The 18,640-nt window shown below is 73.6% G+C and carries 21 protein-coding genes; 5 read left to right on the top strand and 16 right to left on the bottom strand.

Features of this window, described 5'->3' with window-relative positions; translation table 11 throughout:
- Window positions 1-30: 30 nt before the first annotated feature.
- From IF47_RS0105275 to bioB, 9 genes are all read right to left on the bottom strand, one after another.
- Window positions 31-1,038: a hemolysin family protein gene (locus IF47_RS0105275; protein ID WP_031507009.1), complete on the bottom strand. Its 1,008-nt coding sequence runs from the start codon at window positions 1,036-1,038 to the stop codon at window positions 31-33.
- Window positions 1,035-2,453 (bottom strand): hemolysin family protein, encoded by a 1,419-nt coding sequence (locus IF47_RS0105270; protein ID WP_078591579.1) that lies wholly within the window; start codon window positions 2,451-2,453, stop codon window positions 1,035-1,037. The genes IF47_RS0105275 and IF47_RS0105270 overlap by 4 nt, the downstream gene beginning before the upstream one ends.
- 184 nt (window positions 2,454-2,637) lie before the next feature.
- Window positions 2,638-3,093 carry a GNAT family N-acetyltransferase gene (locus IF47_RS0105265; protein ID WP_031507007.1) on the bottom strand — a complete coding sequence of 152 codons (456 nt, stop codon included), beginning with the start codon at window positions 3,091-3,093 and terminating at the stop codon, window positions 2,638-2,640.
- A gap of 56 nt (window positions 3,094-3,149) precedes the next feature.
- Window positions 3,150-4,040 (bottom strand): LLM class F420-dependent oxidoreductase, encoded by an 891-nt coding sequence (locus IF47_RS0105260; RefSeq protein WP_031507005.1) that lies wholly within the window; start codon window positions 4,038-4,040, stop codon window positions 3,150-3,152.
- A 144-nt stretch (window positions 4,041-4,184) separates the two neighbouring features.
- On the bottom strand, window positions 4,185-4,964 hold the full coding sequence (locus IF47_RS0105255) for an ABC transporter ATP-binding protein (RefSeq protein WP_031507004.1): 780 nt from the start codon (window positions 4,962-4,964) through the stop codon (window positions 4,185-4,187).
- Between the two features lie 160 nt (window positions 4,965-5,124).
- Window positions 5,125-5,802 carry a class I SAM-dependent methyltransferase gene (locus IF47_RS0105250; RefSeq protein ID WP_031507003.1) on the bottom strand — a complete coding sequence of 226 codons (678 nt, stop codon included), beginning with the start codon at window positions 5,800-5,802 and terminating at the stop codon, window positions 5,125-5,127.
- A 22-nt stretch (window positions 5,803-5,824) separates the two neighbouring features.
- On the bottom strand, window positions 5,825-6,709 hold the full coding sequence (bioD, locus tag IF47_RS0105245) for a dethiobiotin synthase (RefSeq protein WP_281179450.1): 885 nt from the start codon (window positions 6,707-6,709) through the stop codon (window positions 5,825-5,827).
- Window positions 6,651-7,895 (bottom strand): adenosylmethionine--8-amino-7-oxononanoate transaminase, encoded by a 1,245-nt coding sequence (locus IF47_RS0105240; protein WP_245641012.1) that lies wholly within the window; start codon window positions 7,893-7,895, stop codon window positions 6,651-6,653. The genes bioD and IF47_RS0105240 overlap by 59 nt, the downstream gene beginning before the upstream one ends.
- Before the next feature lie 148 nt (window positions 7,896-8,043).
- A complete protein-coding gene (bioB, locus tag IF47_RS0105235; RefSeq protein WP_031507000.1) occupies window positions 8,044-9,207 on the bottom strand; it encodes a biotin synthase BioB in 1,164 nt (387 codons plus the stop codon).
- A gap of 147 nt (window positions 9,208-9,354) precedes the next feature.
- Here bioB and IF47_RS0105230 point away from each other — a divergent pair, with 147 nt between their 5' ends.
- Window positions 9,355-10,563: an 8-amino-7-oxononanoate synthase gene (locus IF47_RS0105230; protein WP_031506999.1), complete on the top strand. Its 1,209-nt coding sequence runs from the start codon at window positions 9,355-9,357 to the stop codon at window positions 10,561-10,563.
- A 205-nt stretch (window positions 10,564-10,768) separates the two neighbouring features.
- Window positions 10,769-11,206 (top strand): ATP-binding protein, encoded by a 438-nt coding sequence (locus IF47_RS0105225; protein ID WP_031506997.1) that lies wholly within the window; start codon window positions 10,769-10,771, stop codon window positions 11,204-11,206.
- 64 nt (window positions 11,207-11,270) lie between these two features.
- Here the strand turns inward: IF47_RS0105225 and IF47_RS0105220 are convergent, their stop codons facing one another.
- On the bottom strand, window positions 11,271-12,185 hold the full coding sequence (locus IF47_RS0105220) for a LysR family transcriptional regulator (RefSeq protein WP_031506996.1): 915 nt from the start codon (window positions 12,183-12,185) through the stop codon (window positions 11,271-11,273).
- A gap of 72 nt (window positions 12,186-12,257) precedes the next feature.
- Here IF47_RS0105220 and IF47_RS0105215 point away from each other — a divergent pair, with 72 nt between their 5' ends.
- Complete coding sequence (locus tag IF47_RS0105215) at window positions 12,258-12,875, top strand: LysE family translocator (protein ID WP_031506995.1); 618 nt, start codon at window positions 12,258-12,260, stop codon at window positions 12,873-12,875.
- Here the strand turns inward: IF47_RS0105215 and IF47_RS0105210 are convergent.
- The 3 genes from IF47_RS0105210 to IF47_RS0105200 are packed head-to-tail and all read right to left on the bottom strand — an operon-like array spanning window position 12,817 to window position 14,388.
- Window positions 12,817-13,344, bottom strand: coding sequence for a DUF6328 family protein (locus IF47_RS0105210; RefSeq protein WP_106982496.1), 528 nt, complete (start codon window positions 13,342-13,344; stop codon window positions 12,817-12,819). The genes IF47_RS0105215 and IF47_RS0105210 overlap by 59 nt on opposite strands.
- A 58-nt stretch (window positions 13,345-13,402) precedes the next feature.
- Window positions 13,403-13,726: a hypothetical protein gene (locus IF47_RS0105205; protein WP_031506993.1), complete on the bottom strand. Its 324-nt coding sequence runs from the start codon at window positions 13,724-13,726 to the stop codon at window positions 13,403-13,405.
- Between the two features lie 26 nt (window positions 13,727-13,752).
- Complete coding sequence (locus IF47_RS0105200) at window positions 13,753-14,388, bottom strand: ATP-dependent Clp protease proteolytic subunit (protein ID WP_031506992.1); 636 nt, start codon at window positions 14,386-14,388, stop codon at window positions 13,753-13,755.
- Window positions 14,389-14,474: 86 nt separating this feature from the next.
- On the opposite strand from IF47_RS0105200, the gene IF47_RS0105195 reads away from it, so the two are divergent.
- Window positions 14,475-14,780: a type II toxin-antitoxin system Phd/YefM family antitoxin gene (locus tag IF47_RS0105195; RefSeq protein ID WP_031506991.1), complete on the top strand. Its 306-nt coding sequence runs from the start codon at window positions 14,475-14,477 to the stop codon at window positions 14,778-14,780.
- A 138-nt stretch (window positions 14,781-14,918) separates the two neighbouring features.
- On the opposite strand, the gene IF47_RS0105190 is transcribed toward IF47_RS0105195, so the two are convergent.
- Entirely contained in the window at window positions 14,919-15,650 is a 732-nt protein-coding gene (locus tag IF47_RS0105190; RefSeq protein ID WP_031506990.1) for a lysophospholipid acyltransferase family protein, read from the bottom strand.
- A 1,139-nt stretch (window positions 15,651-16,789) separates the two neighbouring features.
- Here IF47_RS0105190 and IF47_RS0105180 point away from each other — a divergent pair.
- The gene (locus IF47_RS0105180; protein ID WP_031506988.1) at window positions 16,790-17,446 is read left to right on the top strand and encodes a pyridoxine/pyridoxamine 5'-phosphate oxidase; all 657 of its coding nucleotides are present in this window, start codon (window positions 16,790-16,792) and stop codon (window positions 17,444-17,446) included.
- 473 nt (window positions 17,447-17,919) lie between these two features.
- Here IF47_RS0105180 and IF47_RS27495 read toward each other — a convergent pair whose 3' ends face one another.
- Window positions 17,920-18,108, bottom strand: coding sequence for a hypothetical protein (locus tag IF47_RS27495; protein ID WP_037731985.1), 189 nt, complete (start codon window positions 18,106-18,108; stop codon window positions 17,920-17,922).
- 23 nt (window positions 18,109-18,131) lie between these two features.
- Window positions 18,132-18,623, bottom strand: a complete 492-nt coding sequence (locus IF47_RS0105170) for a DUF5994 family protein (protein WP_051717033.1) — start codon at window positions 18,621-18,623, stop codon at window positions 18,132-18,134.
- Window positions 18,624-18,640: the final 17 nt, after the last annotated feature.

Genomic DNA, 18,640 nt, shown 5'->3' with positions numbered 1-18,640 from the left:
GGCCCATGCCGGCGACGCGGGTGGAAGTGGTCAGCGACCCACCAGTTCGCGCAGCACGTCCTCCATGGTGACCAGTCCGACCGTCCGGCCGTCGGTCCCGATCACCGCCGCGAGGTGGGTGCCGCTGTCGCGCATCGCGCCCAGCACGTCGTCCAGGGGGGTCGTCGCCCGCACCCGGGCGATCGGCCGCAGGGCCGCGACGGGGAACGGCACATCGCGCGGCGAGGCGTCGAGCGCGTCCTTGACGTGCAGGTAACCCAGCGCCCGACCGCCGTTGTCCACCACCGGGAAGCGGGAGAAGCCGCTGCGCGCGGAGAGCTTCTCCAGGTCTTCGGGGGTGATCCCGAACCGGGCGGAGACGACCCGCTCGGAGGGCCGTACGACCTCGACCACCGGGCGACGGCCCAGCTCCAGCGCGTCGCGCAGCCGCTCCGTGGCGCGCTCGTCCAGCAGCCCGGCTTCGCTGGAGTCCGCCACGAGGCGGGCCAGCTCGTCGTCGGAGTAGGTCGAGGACACCTCGTCCTTGGGCTCCACCCGCAGCAGGCGCAGCAGGGCGTTGGCGAGGGCGTTGATGCCGAAGATCGCCGGCCGCAGGGTCCGGGTGAGGGCCACCAGCGGCGGCCCGAGCAGCAGCGCGGTGCGTTCGGGGGCCGCCAGCGCGATGTTCTTCGGCACCATCTCGCCGAACAGCATGTGCAGGTAGGTCGCCAGGGCCAGCGCGATGACGAAGGAGATCGGATGGATCAGGCCCTCGGGAACGCCCACGAGGTGGAAGAGGGGCTCCAGCAGGTGCGCGATCGCGGGCTCGGCGACCACGCCCAGCACCAGCGTGGAGAGCGTGATGCCCAGTTGCGCGGCGGCCATCAGGGCCGACACGTGCTCCAGCCCCCACACCACGCCGCGCGCCCGTTTCTCGCCCCGCTCGGCGAGCGGCTCGATCTGGCTGCGGCGCACGGAGATCATCGCGAACTCGGCGCCCACGAAGAAGGCGTTGGCGACCAGCGTCAGCAGGCCGATCAGCAGTTGGACGGCGGTCACCGGCGCATCTCCCCCTCACCGTCGTCGTCGATGGCGGCGCCGACGACGTCGGGGCCGTGGTGGCGTCCGCCGCCGTGGTACCGGTCGGCGCCGTAGGTGTCGCCCTCCGGCTCCGGGGGCGCGGTCAGGCGCACACCGGCGGCCCGCCGCCCGGTCGCGTCCACGACGTCCAGGCGCCAGCCGGCGATGTCGAGGGCGTCGCCGGCGACGGGAATCCGGCCCAGCTCGGTGGCGATCAGCCCGGCCAGGGTGTCGTACGGGCCCTCCGGGGCGCGCAGGCCGATGTTCTCCAACTGGTCGACGCGGGCCGCGCCGTCGGCGTCGTAGAGCGTGCGGCCCTCCTCGTCCTCGCCCGCCGGGACCAGCTCGGGCGTCTGGAGCGGGTCGTGCTCGTCGCGGACCTCGCCCACGACCTCCTCGATGATGTCCTCCAGGGTGACGACACCGGCCGTGCCGCCGTACTCGTCGATCACCACCGCGATGCCGTTCCTGCCGGACAGGCGGTCCAGCAGGCGGTCCACGGTCAGCGACTCCGGCACGAGCACCGGCTCGCGCAGCAGCTCGGTGATCGGATGCCGGGGACGGCGGTCGGCGGGGACGGCGATCACGTCCTTGACGTGGGCGATGCCGACCACGGTGTCGAGGCTGTCGCGGTACACCGGGAAGTGGGACAGGCCGGTCGCCCGCGAGACGTTGACCACGTCCTCGGCGGTGGCGTGCTCCTCCAGGGCCGTCACCTGGACCCGGGGCGTCATCACGCTCTGCGCCGTCAGCTCGGAGAGGTGGATGGTGCGGACGAACAGTTCGGCGGTGTCCGCCTCCAGCGCGCCCTCCTTCGCCGAGTGGCGGGCGAGCGCCACCAGTTCCTGGGGGGAGCGGGCCGAGGCCAGCTCCTCGGTGGGTTCCAGACCGAGCCGGTGCAGCACCCGGTTGGCGGTGTTGTTCAGGTGGGTGATCAGCGGACGGAAGGCGGTGCTGAAGGCGCGCTGGGCGACGGCGACCTTGCGGGCGACCGCCAGCGGACGGGAGATCGCCCAGTTCTTCGGCACCAGCTCGCCGACGACCATCAGCAGCACGGTGGACATCGCGGTGCCCAGCACCAGCGCCGTCGAGGACGCCGCCGCGGCGGGCAGTCCGACCGCCCGCAGCGGGCCGCTGAGCAGCCGGGCGATCGACGGTTCGGCGAGCATGCCGATGATCAGGCCGGTCACGGTGATGCCGAGCTGGGCGCCGGAGAGCTGGAAGGTGAGCGACCGCACCGCCCGCAGCGCGCTGTCGGCGCCCGGTTCACCGCGTTCGACGGCCCGTTCCAGTTCACTGCGCTCGACGGTGGTCAGGGAGAACTCCGCCGCGACGAACACGGAACAGGCGAGGGTCAGCAGCAGGGCCAGGAGCAGGAGGAGGACTTCGATCATCGGGTCACCCCCGTCCCATGGCCGGGCCGGACGGAGAGGTCCGCTCGGCGGTGGGGGCCGAAGAATCCGCTGCCGGGAGGCTCGCCCATGGGCGGACGTTCACACCCCTTTCCTCAGCGTGGCCGGGGCCGTCCACCGCGGGCGGACGGCCGTTTCCCCACCCGGTTCCCCACGACCGTCCCTTTCAGTCCAGCGGTTTCACCCACCGGCTCCACCGCGGCTGCGGCGCGTAGCCCGCGGCACGCCACGCCCGGTGGGCCGGCGCGTTGTCGTCGAGCACCATCGCGTCGCCGCGCCGTCCGCCCAGCGCGACGAACCGCTCCTCGGCCGCCCTCAGCAGGGCCGAGGCCACCCCGCGACGGCGGTGCGTCGGACGGACCGCGAGCCGGTACAGATGGCAGCGCCAGCCGTCGAAGCCGGCGATCACCGAGCCGATGAGCACCGGCTCCGACCGTCCTCCGTCCGACTCGGCCAGCAGCAGCGCGTCCGGGTCCCGCTCGATCAGCCGCGCCACGCCCGCGCGGTCGTCGCTGACGCTCGTCCCCTTGGCGGCGTCCTTCCAGAAGGCCAGGACGGCGTCGACGTCCGCCGCCGTCGCGGTGCGAATCCGGACCCCAAAGCCGTGTGAAAGATCGTCCATACGGGCATCCCACCAGCGGTCGCACACCGTGCGCGGGGAGTTTCACCATGCGGGCATCAGCCGCTCCGCAACTCCTCGATCACCGGCCCGAACGCCTCCATCCAGGGTTCGAGGACGCAGATGTAGGTGAAGCCGTACCGCTCGCGGTGGGCGCGCACCTGCTCCGCGATCTCCTTGACACCGCCGGTGAGCAGGGCAGGGTGTTCCAGGATGTCGTCCTCCGTCATGCCCGGGGCGTACGGGGCCAGTTCGCGGGCCACCGCGCGTCGGTCGCGGGTGGCCTCCACCCGCTGGACGAGGTAGTTCAGCTCCGCGGGCTCCCGCCGCCCCGCGGCGGAGCGCCGGTAGGAGGCCACCCGCTCCTCCAGCTCGGCGGGGGAGACCAGGTGGAGGGCGCCGTCCGGTGCTCCGGGCGCCTGCCGCGCCCCGGTGAAGGCGGCGATGTCGGCGTGGCGGGCGGCCAGCCGCAGCACCCGGTCGCCGTTGCCGCCGATCAGCAGGGGCGGCCGGGGGCGCTGCTCGGCCGCCGGGGCGTGTTCGGGGTCGGTCAGCAGACGCTCCAGTTCGGCGACGGTGTGCTCCAGGCGGTCCACCCGCTCGCCCGGGGAGCCCCAGGGGAGTCCGGCCCGCTCGTGCTCGGACCGCACGTACCCGGTGCCCAGGCCCAGCTCCAGCCGCCCGCCGGTGAGCCGGTCGCAGGTGGCGACCTCCCGGGCGAGGAGGGCCGGGTTCCAGAAGCCCGCGTTGAGGACGAAGGTTCCCACCCGGGGACGCTCGGTCGCCTCGGCCGCGGCGACCAGCGCCGGGAACGGGGCGAACGTGCCGAGATGGTCGGGCACGAGCAGCACGTCGTAACCCAACGCCTCGGCGCGGCGGCACTTCGCGCGCCACCCGTCGCCGGATTCGGGGGTGACGAGGTTGACACCGAAACGGAACGGTCTCGCCAAGGTTCCTCCTCCGCGCTCTCGGGACTCTCGGGGTTCGGATTCCCGAACTTACCGAATCTTCCGGACTTTCTGGTTCTTCTCTGGTTCTTCCGGATGTGAGGCGGGCGGGTCCGGCGGTGTCGGAGGACGTCGGGAAGGTGTCGCTCAGGGCTGCCGTACGGTGTCGAACCGCTTCATGCGCTCCAGGACGGCCCCGGCGGTGGGTTCGGACATCTCGTCGACGATCCGGCCGTCCGCGAGGAAGAGCACCAGGTCGGAGTGGGCGGCGGCAACGGGGTCGTGGGTCACCATCACCACCGTCTGCCCCAACTCGTCCACGGCCCGGCGCAGGAACTCCAGCAGGTGCAGACCGGAGCGCGAGTCGAGGTTTCCGGTCGGCTCGTCGGCGAAGATCAGCCTGGGCCGGGAGGCCAGCGCGCGGGCGATGGCCACGCGCTGCTGCTGACCGCCGGAGAGCTGTGTGGGCCGGTGCTCCAGCCGGTCGTGGAGGCGGAGCGCGTCGATCACCGTGTCCAGCCACCCCGGCTCGGGCCGGCGGCCCGCGATGTCCATGGGCAGGGTGATGTTCTCCAGCGCCGTCAGGGTGGGCAGCAGGTTGAACGACTGGAAGACGAAGCCGATCTCGTCCCGCCGCAGCCGTGTGAGCCTGCGGTCGTCGAGCCCGGTGACCTCCGTGTCGCCCACCCACACCCGCCCGTCGGTGACCGAGTCCAGCCCGGCCAGGCAGTGCATCAGCGTCGACTTGCCCGAGCCGGAGGGGCCCATCACCGCCGTGAACCGGCCGGCGGCGATGTCGACGTCCACCGAGTCCAGCGCCACCACGGCCGCCTCGCCACTGCCGTACGTCTTGGTCAGCGAACGGGCACGGGCGGCCGGCCGCCCGCCCTCGGGCGCCTCGCGCGTCTTCTCCGCCTGTGTGGACACCGCACCCTCCCGGTCAGGACGGACGGCCCCTCCGACGGGAGCCGTCACCACTGCCGTACCCGGTGCGCGGCGGTGCATCCACCGAGCGGCCCGGCCACGGACCCCCCTGCGCCGATGCGCCGAACACGGACGGGCCGCCCGCCCCTCGCCGGCGCACGTGTCACGGACGCCGCGCGCTGCCCAGGACATGGGCCGAGACCGGGGTCGGCACGCCGCCCTCCGGCACGCGCAGCCGCCGAAGGGAGACGGAGACGAAACCCGCCGCCCCGATCGCGGCGACCGTGTCCCGGCCGGTGTGGCAGCCGCCGAAGAGGCGCGGCCACACCGTGCGGTCCAGCGTCCGCTGGAGCAGGAACCCCGCGGCCCCCTCGGACCGGATGTGCTCGTAGAAGCGCAACTCGCCACCCGGCCGCAGCACCCGCCGCAGCTCCGCCAGCGCGCGATCGGGGTCCCGCACGGAGCACAGCACCAGCGACACCACGGCCGCGTCGAACTCCCCGTCGGCCGCGGGCAGCGCCTCCGCCACCCCCGGCACCACGGAGACCGGGACGGCGGCCTCCCGCGCGGCGTCCGTCGCGACCCGCCGCAGACGGGGCTCCGGTTCGACGGCCACCACCTCGCGGACACCGGCCGGGTAGCGGGAGAAGTTCAGCCCACTGCCCGCCCCGACCTCGACCACCCGGCCGGACAGCCCGGCCAGCAACTCGGCACGGTGGGCCCCGATGCCCGCCCGGACGTCCAACGCCGGGGCGAGACGGGCGTAGTAGCGGGCGAAGATCGGGTGGCGCACGGCGTCGTCCCGGCCACCGACGGTGGAGACCCTGTCACGGTTCGGCACGGCAACCCTCCGATCGCACCGGTCACCCCCAGTCTGCCCCCGCGGACGGCTCCGCGCCCTCCCAGGCGCCGCCGAGAGCCGGGGACAGCCACGCCCCGGCCCGCCGTCGGAAGACCTCGGGGGCCAGGGCGCCCGCCCCTTGCGGGAGCAGCCCGACCAGGGGCGCGCCCGCCGCGACCGGCAGGTCGGCCAGGTTGCAGCGGGCCGCGAGGTCCGGCTCGCGCGGCCAGCTCCCGACCACCACCCCGGCGCACGCCAGGTCACGGGAGCGCAGCGCCTCCGCCGTCAGCGCCGTGGCGTTCAGCGTGCCCAGTCCGGCGGCGGCGACCACCAGCACCGGGGCGCCCAGCAGCCGGGCCGCGTCGGCCAGCGTCGAGCCCCGGTCGTCGAAGCGCACCAGGAGCCCGCCCGCGCCCTCGACCAGCACCAGGTCGTGCTCCTTCGCCAACGTGCGGGCCGTCTCCGCCACCGCGTCGGGGGACACCCGGGGGAGACCGGCCCGCCGCGCGGCGGTCTCGGGCGCCAGCGGCTCGGGATAGCGGGCGAGCTCCACGGCGGTCACCTCCGCCCCGGCCAGTCGCCGCACCTCGGCCACATCGCCGGGCTCGCCCTCGGCGACCCCGGTCTGCGCGGGTTTGAGCACGGCCACCGAACGGCCCGCCGCCACGGCCGCGGCGGCCAGCGCCGCCGTGGTCACGGTCTTGCCGACCTCCGTGTCCGTCCCGGTGACGAACAGCACCGACATCCTCGTGCCTCTCCTCGAATCCTCGGGCCTCCTTCGGCCCCTCGGCCCCCTTCCCCCCGGTGTGCGGGCCCCCGGCGTGCGGCCTTCGCGTGTGGGGGTGTGTTCAGCCCGCGCGCGCCGCCGCGCACACCGCCGCCGCGATGCGCGCCACGTCCTCGTCACCGGTGACGTAGGGCGGCATTGTGTACACCAGATCCCGGAAGGGCCGCAGCCACACGCCCGCGCGGACCGCCGCCTCGGTCGCCGCCGCCACGTCCACCTCGTGGTCGAGCTGGACCACGCCGATCGCCCCCAGCACCCGGACGTCCCGCACCCCGGGCAGCGCGGACGCCTCGGCGAGCCCGGCGCGCAACCCCGCCTCGATCCGCCGCACCTCGCCCGCCCAGTCCTGCCCGAGCAGCAGATCGAGCGAGGCGTTCGCGACCGCGGCGGCCAGCGGATTGCCCATGAAGGTCGGGCCGTGGGCCAGCACCGGCACCTCGCCCCGCGAGATGCCCTCCGCCACCCGCGACGTGCACAGCGTCGCGGCCATCGTCAGATAGCCGCCGGTCAGTGCCTTGCCGACGCACATCACGTCGGGGGAGATCCCCGCGTGGCAGGACGCGAACAGCGCGCCCGTCCGCCCGAAGCCGGTGGCGATCTCGTCCAGCACCAACAGCACGTCGTGCTCGTCGCACGCCTCGCGCAGCACCCGCAGCCAGGCGGGGGAGTGGAAGCGCATCCCGCCCGCGCCCTGTACCACCGGCTCGACGATCACCGCGGCCAACTCCCCGGCGTGGGAGGCGATCAGCTCCCGCAGGTGCGCCTCGTACGCCGGGTCGGGCGCCGGGTCGAGCTCGGCGTTGAAGCCGTCCGGCGGGGCGTCCGCGAAGACCTGCTCGGGCAGCACGCCCGACCACAGGTGGTGCATGCCGCCCTCGGGGTCGCACACCGACATCGGCTGCCAGGTGTCCCCGTGGTAGCCGCCGCGCCAGGTCAGCAGCCGCCGCTTTTCCGGCCTGCCGAGCGAGCGCCAGTACTGCAGGCACATCTTCACGGCGACCTCGACGGACACCGAACCGGAGTCGGCGAGGAAGACGTGCTCCAGCCCCTCCGGCGCGATGTCCACCAGCCGCTTGACCAGCCGTACGGCCGGCTCGTGGGTGAGCCCGCCGAACATCACGTGGCTCATCCGCTCCACCTGGGCGCGGACCGCGTCGTTGAGCACCGGGTGGTTGTAGCCGTGGATCGCCGCCCACCACGACGACATGCCGTCGACCAGCTCCTCGCGCCCCCAGGCGGGCCGCGCGAGCCGCAGCCGGACCCCGGAGGCGGAGGAGACCGCCAGCGGCTCGGAGCGGCCCGGCATCGGACCGTAGGGGTGCCAGACGTGCCGGCGGTCGAGGTCCAGCAGTTCGTCGGGGGAGAGCTCCGGGGCGGTTCCGGGGAGCCCGGACACCTCGGACACCTCGGAGGAAGATCCGGGGGAGAGGTCGGGGGAGAGGGGGAGCGGTGCGTCAGGCATTGGGCGGCAACTCCGTGCCCGTGCCCCGCCGCCGTACGGCCACCAGGTCGGTACGGGCCCGCTCGGCCGGCGGAACGCTTCCGGGGGAGCCCCCGCAGACGCCTTCGCCGTTCGCGTCGCCGCACGGTCCGTGGCCGCCGGCCGCGAGGTCCGCCCGGTGCTCGGGCAGGGTGCGCTCGTCCGCGCCCTCCACCTCGAAGCCCGCGTCGGCGATCATCTCCAGGTCGGCCTTGCCCGCCTGGCCCTCACTGGTGAGGTAGTCGCCCAGGAAGATCGAGTTGGCCAGGTGCAGGGCCAGCGGCTGCAACGACCGCAGGTGCACCTCGCGCCCGCCGGCCAGCCGGACCTCCACGTCGGGGCAGACGAAGCGGGCCATCGCCAGGATGCGCAGGCAGCGCTGCGGGGTGAGGTTCCACTCCTTCGCCAGCGGCGTCCCCTCGAAGGGGATGAGGAAGTTCACCGGCACCGAGTCCGGGTCCAGCTCGCGCAGCGCGAAGACCACGTCCACCAGGTCCTCGTCCGACTCGCCCATGCCGGCGATCAGCCCCGAGCAGGCCGAGAGACCGGCCGCCTGCGCCTGCCGCACCGTCTCCACCCGATCGGCGTAGGTGTGGGTGGTGGTGATGTCGCCGTACGTCGCCTCGGAGGTGTTGAGGTTGTGGTTGTAGGCGTCCGCGCCGGCCTCGCGCAACCGCTCCGCCTGGCCGTCGGAGAGCAGTCCGAGGCAGGCGCACACCTCGACGTCCTCGTTCTGTTCCTTGATGGCGGCGATGGTCTTCGAGACCCGGTCCACGTCCCGGTCGGTGGGCCCGCGCCCACTGGCCACCAGACACACCCGCTTGGCGCCCCCGGCCACGCCGGCGCCGGCCGCGGCGGCGGCCTCCTCGGGCTTCAGCCAGGTGTACTTGAGGATGTCCGCCTTCGAGCCCAGCCGCTGCGAGCAGTACGAGCAGTCCTCCGGGCAGAGTCCGGACTTCAGGTTCACCAGGTAGTTCAGCTTCACGCGCCGGCCGAACCAGTGGCGCCGCACCTTCCCGGCCGCGGCCACCACGTCCAGGAGGTCGTCGTCGGACGTGGCCAGCACGGCCAACGCCTCGTCACGTGTGGGCGGCTCGCGGCGCAGCCCCTTGTCCACCAGCGTGTTCAGCAGGTCCATGGCGTCGATCCTGTCCTACCCCGCCGTCCGCGGCCAAGGTCGCGTCCCACAACCGGCCGCCCGGAAGATGTGTGAATCGCCACACCCTGTACCGGTGCGTCCGCGGCTACCTTTGGGCAGACCCGACGGAAGGCGAGGGACGGCCGCATGCCCCAGGACCCACAGCACCCCTCACCGGCCCCCCGGGACCCGTTCGACCGGCTCGACGAGGAGCGCGAACGGCGTCGCCGCGCGGGCCTGGTGCGCTCCCTGCGCCCCCGTCCCGCCGACTCCCCCCTGCTCGACCTCGCCGGCAACGACTACCTGGGGCTGACCCGGCATCCGGACGTCACCGCCGCCGCGGCGGACGCCGCCCGGCGCTGGGGCGCGGGCGCCACCGGCTCCCGCCTGGTCACCGGCAGCACCGAACTGCACGCCGAACTGGAGGCGGAACTCGCCGACTTCTGCGGCTTTGAGGCAGCCCTGGTGTTCTCCTCCGGCTACACCGCCAACCTCGCAGCCCTCACCGCCCTCACCGACCGCGGCACCCTGGTGGTCTCCGACGCCGCCAACCACGCCTCCCTGATCGACGGCTGCCGGCTGTCCCGCGCCGAGACCGCCGTCGTCCCGCACGCCGCCCCCGAGGCCGTCCGCGCCGCGCTCGACGGCTTCCGGGGCCACGCCCTGGTCGTCACCGACGCCGTCTTCTCCGTCGACGGCGACGCCGCGCCGCTGCCCGACCTGGCCGCCGTCTGCCGCGAGCGCGGCGCGGCGCTGCTGGTGGACGAGGCGCACGGCCTGGGCGTCCTCGGCGAGGGGGGCCGGGGCGCCCTCCACGCCGCGGGCCTGGCCGGCGCCCCGGACGTGGTGGCCACCGTCACCCTCTCCAAGTCCCTGGGCAGCCAGGGCGGCGCCGTGCTCGGGCCGGCCCGGGTGATCGACCACCTGGTCAACACCGCCCGCACCTTCGTCTTCGACACCGGGCTGGCCCCGGCCGCCGTCGGCGGCGCCCTGGCGGCGCTGCGGCTGCTGCGGCGCGAACCCGCCCGTGCCGCCCGCGTCCGCGACGTGGCCGAGGGCCTGTACGCGCGCCTGACGGCCGCCGGACTCGACGCCGGACGTCCGGACGCCGCCGTGGTGTCCGTCCGCGCCCCCTCCCCGGAAGCGGCCCTGGGCTGGGCCGCCGACTGCCGGGACGCCGGACTGGCCGTGGGCTGCTTCCGGCCGCCCTCGGTACCCGACGGCGTCTCCCGGCTGAGGTTGACGGCGCGTGCCGACCTGACGGACGCCGAGCTCGACACGGCGGTCGACACCGTCGTCCGCACGGCGCCGACGGGCCGATCGGGGCCGACGGGCCGATCGGGGCGGGTGGGCTGATCGGGGCGGGTGGGTCAACACCACGCGCCCCACGCGGAGTTCACCGCTTCGGGTTACAGAAAACGGCACAAGTCGGGGTAACGGCCGTATCGGAGTCCATGTGATGGCACTCTGACGCGCAGCAGCCATCCGTGGGCGGTCCCGCCTCCACACGCCCGGCACCGCGCCGGAGTCCCGCCCCGATGGGAAAGGGACGAAGCTCGCCATGGCAGACCATCAAGAAGCGTCCGTCACCCTCCTCAGCGCCCCGGCATCGGTCACCATCGCGCGCAGATACGTCACGGACGTCCTCGCCGAGTGGGGCATCGCGGGCGGAGCCGGCCGGAACGAGCTGGCGGACGCCATCCGACTGATCGTCTCCGAATTGGCCGCCAACGCCGTCCTGCACACCTCCGGCCGGTCGCCCGTCTTCACCGTCGACGTCCGGCTGGAGCGCGACGAGACGCTCCGGGTCGGGGTGACCGACAGCGATCCGAACCAGCCCCGGCGGCTGCCCGCCGCCGTCCGGCAGGACAACGGCCGCGGAATGGTCATCATCCGCGGCCTCACCGCCGAACTGGGCGGCGGCCTCACCGTCGAACCCACCGCCGAGGGTGGGAAGACCGTCCTGATCACGCTGCCCCTGCGGCCCCCGCCGTCCTGATCCGGACGCGCCCACGCGCCCACACCGTGTCGGACCCGACCGTGCCGGCCCGCGTGTCCCCGGATCAGCCCGCTCCTTTGCGGGCGAAGCCACCACGCAGCAGCGCCCGCAGCGTGTCCGCCGCCGGGGAACGCTCCCCGCCGCGGTAGGCCACCGAGATCGTGCGCCCCAACTCCGGCGGTCCCAGCCGCCGCGTCCCCAACGGGGTCACCGCCACCGAGGCCGTCATCTCCGGCACGACGGCCACCCCCAGCGCCGCGCTGACCAGCGCGCACACCAGCACGTACCCCGGTGTCTCGCAGCGCACCGCCACGCTCGCGCCCGCCCGGGCCAACTCCGCCTCCACCTCGCGCCGGTGGGAGTTCACGGGCGCGCTGCTGATCAGGGGCAGGCCGGCCAACTCGGTGAGCGGCAACCGCCCCGCCCCCGCCGACAGCGCGTGCCCCGGTGCCGTGACCAGCACCAACTCCTCGGTCAGCAGCGTCTCCAGCCGTACTCCCGCCGGCGGCGCCGCCACCGGACCCGGCCGGTAGGTGTGGGTGAGGGCCAGATCCACCTCGCCCCGGGCCACCGCCTCCACCCCGGAGGGCGGCTCGAACTCCACGACGCTCAACTCGACGTCGGGATGCGCCCGCCGGAAGGCGCTCAGCACCGGCGGCAGGACGTGCGTCCCCGCCGTCATGAAGGTGCCCACGCGCAACCGGCCGCCCGACAGGCCGGTCAGGGCGGCCAGTTCGTACCGTGCCCGATCCAGTTCGTCGAGCACCCGCCGCGCCCGTGCGGCGAGGAGCTCGCCGGCGGCCGTCAGCCGGGTGCCGTGACGGTGGCGCACCAGCAGCGCGGCGCCCGCCTCCCGCTCGAGTTTGGCGAGCTGCTGGGAGAGCGCGGACGCGGTGTAGCCAAGCCGGGCGGCGGCCCGAGTGATCGAGCCGGCCTCGGCGACCGCGACCAGGGCGGCCAGCCGTGTCGGATCGTACATAAGGAGTTCTTAACGCAGGCCCGGAACATTCTCCATACCCGTCGCAGGCCGGCCCCGGCCAGGATGAGGAGCATGGACACACACCTGGTCGCCTTCACCGGGGTCGCGGCGGGCATGGTCGCCCTGCCCGGCGCCGACTTCACCGTCGTGGTACGCAACGCGCTGGACTCCCGCCGGGCCGGACTCGCCGCCGCCCTCGGAGTCGCGGGCGGTCTGTTGGTGCACACCGCGCTCGCGGTCGCCGGGGTGGCCGCGATCCTGGTGGCCGTGCCCGCCCTGTTACAGGCCCTGCGGCTGGCCGGCGGCGCCTACCTGCTGTACCTGGGCGTCCGCGCGCTGGCCGGCGCGCTGCGCGCCCCGGCCGGGCGGGCGGGATCCGAGCCGCGGGCGACCGCGCGCGGGCTGCGCGAGGGTTTCCTCACCAACGTGCTCAACCCCAAGGCGCCGGTGCTCTTCCTCGCCCTCCTCCCGCAGTTCGTCCCCGACGGACAGCCCGTACTGCCGCGCACCGCCCTGTTGGCGGGACTGGTGGTGCTCCTGGCGCTGCTGTGGTTCCCCGCCGTGGCCCTGCTGGTGGACCGGCTCGGCGGTCTGCTGCGCCGCCCCCGTGTCGTCCGTGTGCTCGACGGGCTTACCGGCCTCCTGCTGACGGGCCTGGGGGTCGCCCTGCTGTGCGACCCCCTGTTCTGAACCGCCGGATTCCCAGGGGGAGCAGGGCCCACATCACCGCGCAGAAGGCGAGCACGCACGCCCCCACCGTGATGCCCGCCGCCCGCCCCAGCACCACGTCGGCCACCAGCAGCACCGCCCCGGTCAGGGTGAGGGAGAGCACCACCAGCCCGGCGGCGGCCAGCCGTGAGGACACCTCGACCAGCAGCCGCTTCACCCCCCGCCGGAACAGCGCCCGGTGCAGCGCGGCCGGGGCCGTGAAGAGGACGGACGCGACGACGGCCAGCAGCAGCGTCGTGACGTAGGTGCCGCGCTGCACCGCGTCCAGCTCGTGGAAGCGCTGGGTGAAGGCGAGCGTGAGCAGGAAGGCGAAGAGGATCTGGACGCCGGTCTGGATGACCCGCAGCTCCTGCAGCAGCTCGACGAAGTTGCGGTCGTCGCGCTCCAGGGGCGTCTCACGGCGGTCGCCGCGCGGGCGGTCGTCACTCATGGGGTGCGGGGTGCCCTCGCGCCGCCGGCTCACGCGCCGCCGGGCCGGTGGGTTCCGCTCACGCGCCGCCGGGCCGGCCCTCCGGCTCGGGCGGCGGCGCGACCAGGGACGTGCGGCGTGGGCCGTCCAGGACGCGCAGGGCCCGCGTCAGAGTGGCCGCGTGGATCTCGGCTTCACCGCGCTCGTGCATCACGGCCAGCGCGTCCCGCAGCGCGGTCGCCCGGCCGACCAGCGCCTGGGCGGCCCGCAGGGCCCCGTAGGTGTCGCGCCCCCGGGCCGGATTGATCCGGGCCAGCAGGTCGACCACCTCCAGGTAGCGGTCGATCAGTTCGCCCTCGGCCCGGGTCAGGGCGGGCAGGGGCGGCAGTTCGGGAGGCAGCACGGCCCACGACTCCTCTCGCCGGTCGCTCACCCGGCCGCGCGCGCGGTGCGGGAACCCTTGCGCCCCACCGTCAGCCGGTCCGCGAGTCCGTAGGCCACCGCGCCCTGGGCGTCGAGGAACAGGTTCCGTTCGATGTCCTGCCGGACGCGCTCCACGGACCGGCCCGTGTGCAGGGCGAGCATCTCCTCCAGTTTCTCGCGGGTGCGCAGCGCCTCCCGGGCGTGGATCTCCAGGTCGTGGATCCGCCCCTGGGCCGGTTCGGCGAGGGAGGGCTGGTGGATCAGCACGCGCGAGCCGGGCAGGACCAGGCGCTTGCCGGGGGTGCCCGCCGCGAGCAGCACGGCCGCGGCGGAGGCGGCCTGGCCCAGGCAGACGGTCTCGACGTCGCAGGAGACGAACCGCATCGTGTCGTAGATCGCGGTCATCGCGGTGAAGGAGCCGCCGGGGGAGTTGATGTAGAGCGAGATGTCCCGCTCCGGGGCGGCGTGCTCCAGGTGCATGAACTGGGCCATGACGTCGTTGGCGGAGGCGTCGTCGATCTGTGTGCCCAGGAAGACGATGCGTTCCTCCAACAACTTGGAGTACGGGTCCAGAGTCCGGGCCCCGTAGGCGGTGCGCTCGGTGAGCTCGGGCAGGACGTGGCGGGCGATCGGGCTGTCCATGGCGGGTCCCCTCGTCGGTCCGGTGGGCAGGCCGGACGGGCTTACGTACGAAATGTACAGGATGTACGTATGTTTATGCTGGGAGCATGGCCTACGAAATTCCGGTCACGCAAGCCCGCGCGGAGCTCGCCGACCTGATCAACCGAGTGGTGTACGGCGGGGAGCGGGTGGTGGTGACCCGTCACGGGAAGCCGTTGGTGGCCCTGGTCACCGCCGCTGACCTGGAACGACTGGAGAAGCAGGAGACGCCGGCGCAGGACGAGGTGATCAGCACCGTCTCGGCCGTGCGGGAGGTGCCGTCCGCTCCGGGCGAACGGGGACGCTTCGGCATCGCCGCCCACCACCCCGGTCCGCCCGCCGGAGACCGGCGTCCCGGCCATCGAGGCGTGTAACGAGGCGTGTGAGGGGACGGGACGGCGCGGCCGGGCGGCGCGCCGCCGTCGTCCGGTCGCCCATGGCGCGGCGACCGCCGGCGGACCGCGGACGGGGGCGTGGATCGGGAAGCGGGCCGGGACCGTGCGAACGGGGGCTCAGGGCGCGGCGTTCCCGGGCGCCGCTTCGGAGCCGTCGCCGCTCCTGCGGGCCGCGGCCTGCGCGGCCTTGGCGTCGGGGGCGTACAGGTCCACGTACTCCTGGCCGGACAGGTTCATGATCGCGTACATGATCTCGTCGGTGACCGCGCGGAGCACCGTGCGGTCACCGTCCATCCCCGCGAAGCGCGAGAAGTCCAGAGGGGCGCCGAAGCGGATGGTCACCCGGCCGATCTTCGGCAGCCGCCGGCCCGGCGGCTGGATCTCGAACGTGCCGACCATGGCGCACGGGACCACCGGCACCCCCGCCCGGAGCGCCATGACGGCGACCCCGGTCCGGCCCCGGTACAGCCGTCCGTCGTGCGATCGGGTGCCCTCGGGGTAGATGCCGAGCAACTCGCCCCGGCCCAGCACCTTCAGGCCCTCGTCGATCGCCGCCCGGCCGGCGCCGCGACCCGAACGGTCCACCGGGATCTGCCCCACGCTGCGGAAGAACGCCGCGGTCAACCGGCCCTTCAGCCCCGGACCGGTGAAGTACTCCGCCTTGGCGAGGAAGGTGATGCGCCGCTTGAGGATCGCGGGCATCAGGAAGTGGTCGGAGAACGACAGGTGATTCCCGGCGACGATGGCCGCGCCCTCCTCCGGAACGTGCTCCAGCCCCTCGATCCGGGGCCTGAACAGCAGCCGCAGCAGCGGCCCCAACAGGACGTACTTGAGCACGTTGTAGAACATGGGCTGGCTCCCTACCAGGTGGGCCTTCGACCCGCATTCTCGCAGGCGACAGGGCAGGCCGTGGAGGGGCGGCGGATGCGCGGGTTCCGCCACGTGCGACCACCTCCGGCCGGGCCCGTGTCGCCCCGATACCGACGTCTGTGACGAGCCGTCAGGTCGTTCCGTTCCCGGCTTGACGCTTACCCGCTCATCACCGGTACAGGCGTCGGAGCGCACGCGCCCGCGGACGGACACCGGTCTTTCACGGGCACTGCCGGCGGGCGCCGTCCGACCGGGAGGTCGAGCGCCGCGGTGGTGGCCGCCGTGAGCAGGAAGAAGGCCGCGATGCCGGTCCTGCCCCGACCTCGGTCGGCCGGCCCGGTGCCCGGTCGCGTGGGTCGCGGCCGCGTGGGTGGCGGCAGCGAGAAGCTCGTTCGCCACCGGTGACGTGGTGGCTCTCGGCGAGGTGTGAAACGCGGATCGGCCGCTGTTGCCGGCATTGGTGAACATGTCCGGACGCGGAAAAACCGCGCACCGCGAGGCGGCGAGGTATCGTGAGCAGACCCTTGTGGGGCGGGAGAGGGGGGGGATGCAAGAGGATACCGGCGTGAATGACGGGGGCGGCCGAGTTCAACGTTCTTCTTGACATCCTCACGACCCGTCGAGAAGGATGAAAGCGTTGTCCGTTCGGCGTACTGAACCGGTATGTTCCCGTCTGTCGATAAAACGTACTTCCGTTGTTCGGTGACCGGCGGTGGTGTGGAGTTCCCGGCCAATTCGACCCGGATCGGAATTCCGTGGACACATGTCGTGCTCTTCGGTGCCAAGCCCGGATCGAATGAGCGACTCTCCCGGGCGGCCCGACCGTTCCCGCCCGGCGTCGGTGCCGGTGCCGCGCCGCCTTCCGGGCCGGTTCGGCGCAGGTCGTCCAGGACGTGAGGAGATCGCATGGCCCCACCGGCCGGCTGCCCATCGGCACCGTCACCGGTGACGCCGACTCCACCGGCGCCGTCGCCGTGCGCACCGCGCCGGCCGCCTGAACCGGCGTCGCGCGGAGAATTCCCCGGACCGGCGCACCCTTGGAATCGGCCTTCCCGGAAAAGCACGTGCCGTCCGGGCACCTTCAAGAAAACCCGCACGAAAGGGCAGGAGCTCGAAGCATGACCGAAACAATGCGCGACAGGCTCAGAAGGATTCCCGTCTTCGCGCACGTGGAGCGGGAGGATTCCAAGGACTCCGAGCCGCCCGAGAATCCCGTGCCGACGGTGGCCGAGTGGATCCTCGCGGCGCACGAGGCCGGACAACCGGAACCGCACGCGATGAGCCTGTGCACGGTCAATGCCGAGGGAATTCCGTCGAGCCGGGTCCTGCTGGTGAAGGACATCGACGCCGACCGTCTTTTTTTCGCCACCCCTTCCGACAGTCGGAAGGGAATTGACATCGCGTCGAATCCGCATGTCGCCGCCCACTTCCACTGGCCCGTCACCGGTCGGCAGGTGCGGATCGTGGGGGTGGCTTCCGGCCAGGACCGGGACGCCTCCGAACGGGACTTCGCCGAACGGGGACGCGGCTCCCGGCTCTCCGCCCACCTGCACCGACCGGGCCCACTGCCCGACCGTCGAACCGCGTTCGACGAGTTCGAGCGCCTCGACGCGCGCTACCCGGACCAGGTGCCGTGCCCGCCGAGCTGGACGCTCTACGCGATCACCCCCACCGAGGTGGAGTTCTGGGAGGCGAGCGTGGACCGTGTCCACCACCGTGTGCGGTACCGCAGGGACGCCGGCGGCGCCTGGCGGCACGAACTGCTGTGGCCCTGAGGAGGAGGGCCCCATGACACCCTCGTCGGGGACCGGTCGCGCGCCGACGCCCTCGGCGCGTACGGGAACCCGGCGGCGCCCTGCGGTCCCGCCCGAGCGTCCCGAGCCACGCCGTGGGCCACACGGACCGCGCCACCGGGCTGTCCGACCGAGCACCGCGACGAGCCCTCGCTCGTCCTCGGCGCCTTTCCGTGCCCGCCAACCTGCCGCACGTCATTCTCGACAACGCCGTCCTCGACAACGCCGCCTACGAATCGACCGGTGGGCGGCCCGTGTCCTCGCCCGGCGCGGACTTCGCCGCGTCGAACTCGCGGACGCGGACGTGTGTCCCCGCGCGGAGTCGACGCGGTGGATGGTCGGCGACCCGCCGGCGCGCCCTCGGTGTCCCGGGAGTTCCCGACCGGCTGATCACCGGCCCGTACGGGGCGCGACCGAGCGCCGCGCCTTTTACGGAAGGCCGGGACGAGTCCGCGTCATTCGCGATGCCCGCCGGTGGGGCGCCACCGCTTCGACTTCCTGCCGCGCCCACCGGGCGTGGGCGCGGCGTCGCTGTAGCGGAAGGCCGTGATCCGTTCACCGTGCTGGACGTTGAGCCGGTGGATCACGAGGGCGCCGAGCATGATCATCCCGATGATCACTGCCACGGTGATGACGATTTCCATGGTCCTCACAGCCTCTGCGACCGCTACGTCTGCTGCGGCCTCTGCGTTCGGTGTTCGATCTCGGTCGGACGCGGCGGGAGAGTCCCACCGGCCGTCCTCGGCTCCCGGTCCAAGGCCCCCGCGACGGGCGCCGGCCAACCGGCCGTCGAGCCCGTCGTCTCCGGTGGGATCACCAGCAGTTCACAGCGGCCGGCGGCGTGGGAGAGCAGGATCAGCTCGTACGGGTGGCGCTCGTCCAGGAACCACCCGACACGCACCGTGCGCCCGGTGACGCGCACCATGCGCGGGACGACGGGCCAGCGGGTCGGATCGACGGTGACGCGGGTGACACGTCCCCAGCCGTCGTCCAGCGCGTCCGTCAGGGCGGGGAGTTCACGGGAGAGATCACGGGAGCGGGGCCACCAGGCGCCGTCCACGCAGGGACGCCCCGGAAGCACACGGATCGCCGTCAGGGCCACGCGGGCCGGTGGTGCGGGGACACGTCCGACGGTCGGCACGGGGTCGGTGGTGGTCATGGCGCGGACCCGCCTCC

It is taken from the genome of Streptomyces megasporus, assembly GCF_000718985.1.
In the GTDB taxonomy this organism is placed as follows: domain Bacteria; phylum Actinomycetota; class Actinomycetes; order Streptomycetales; family Streptomycetaceae; genus Streptomyces; species Streptomyces megasporus.
This window is presented reverse-complemented; position numbering and strand designations above follow the sequence as displayed.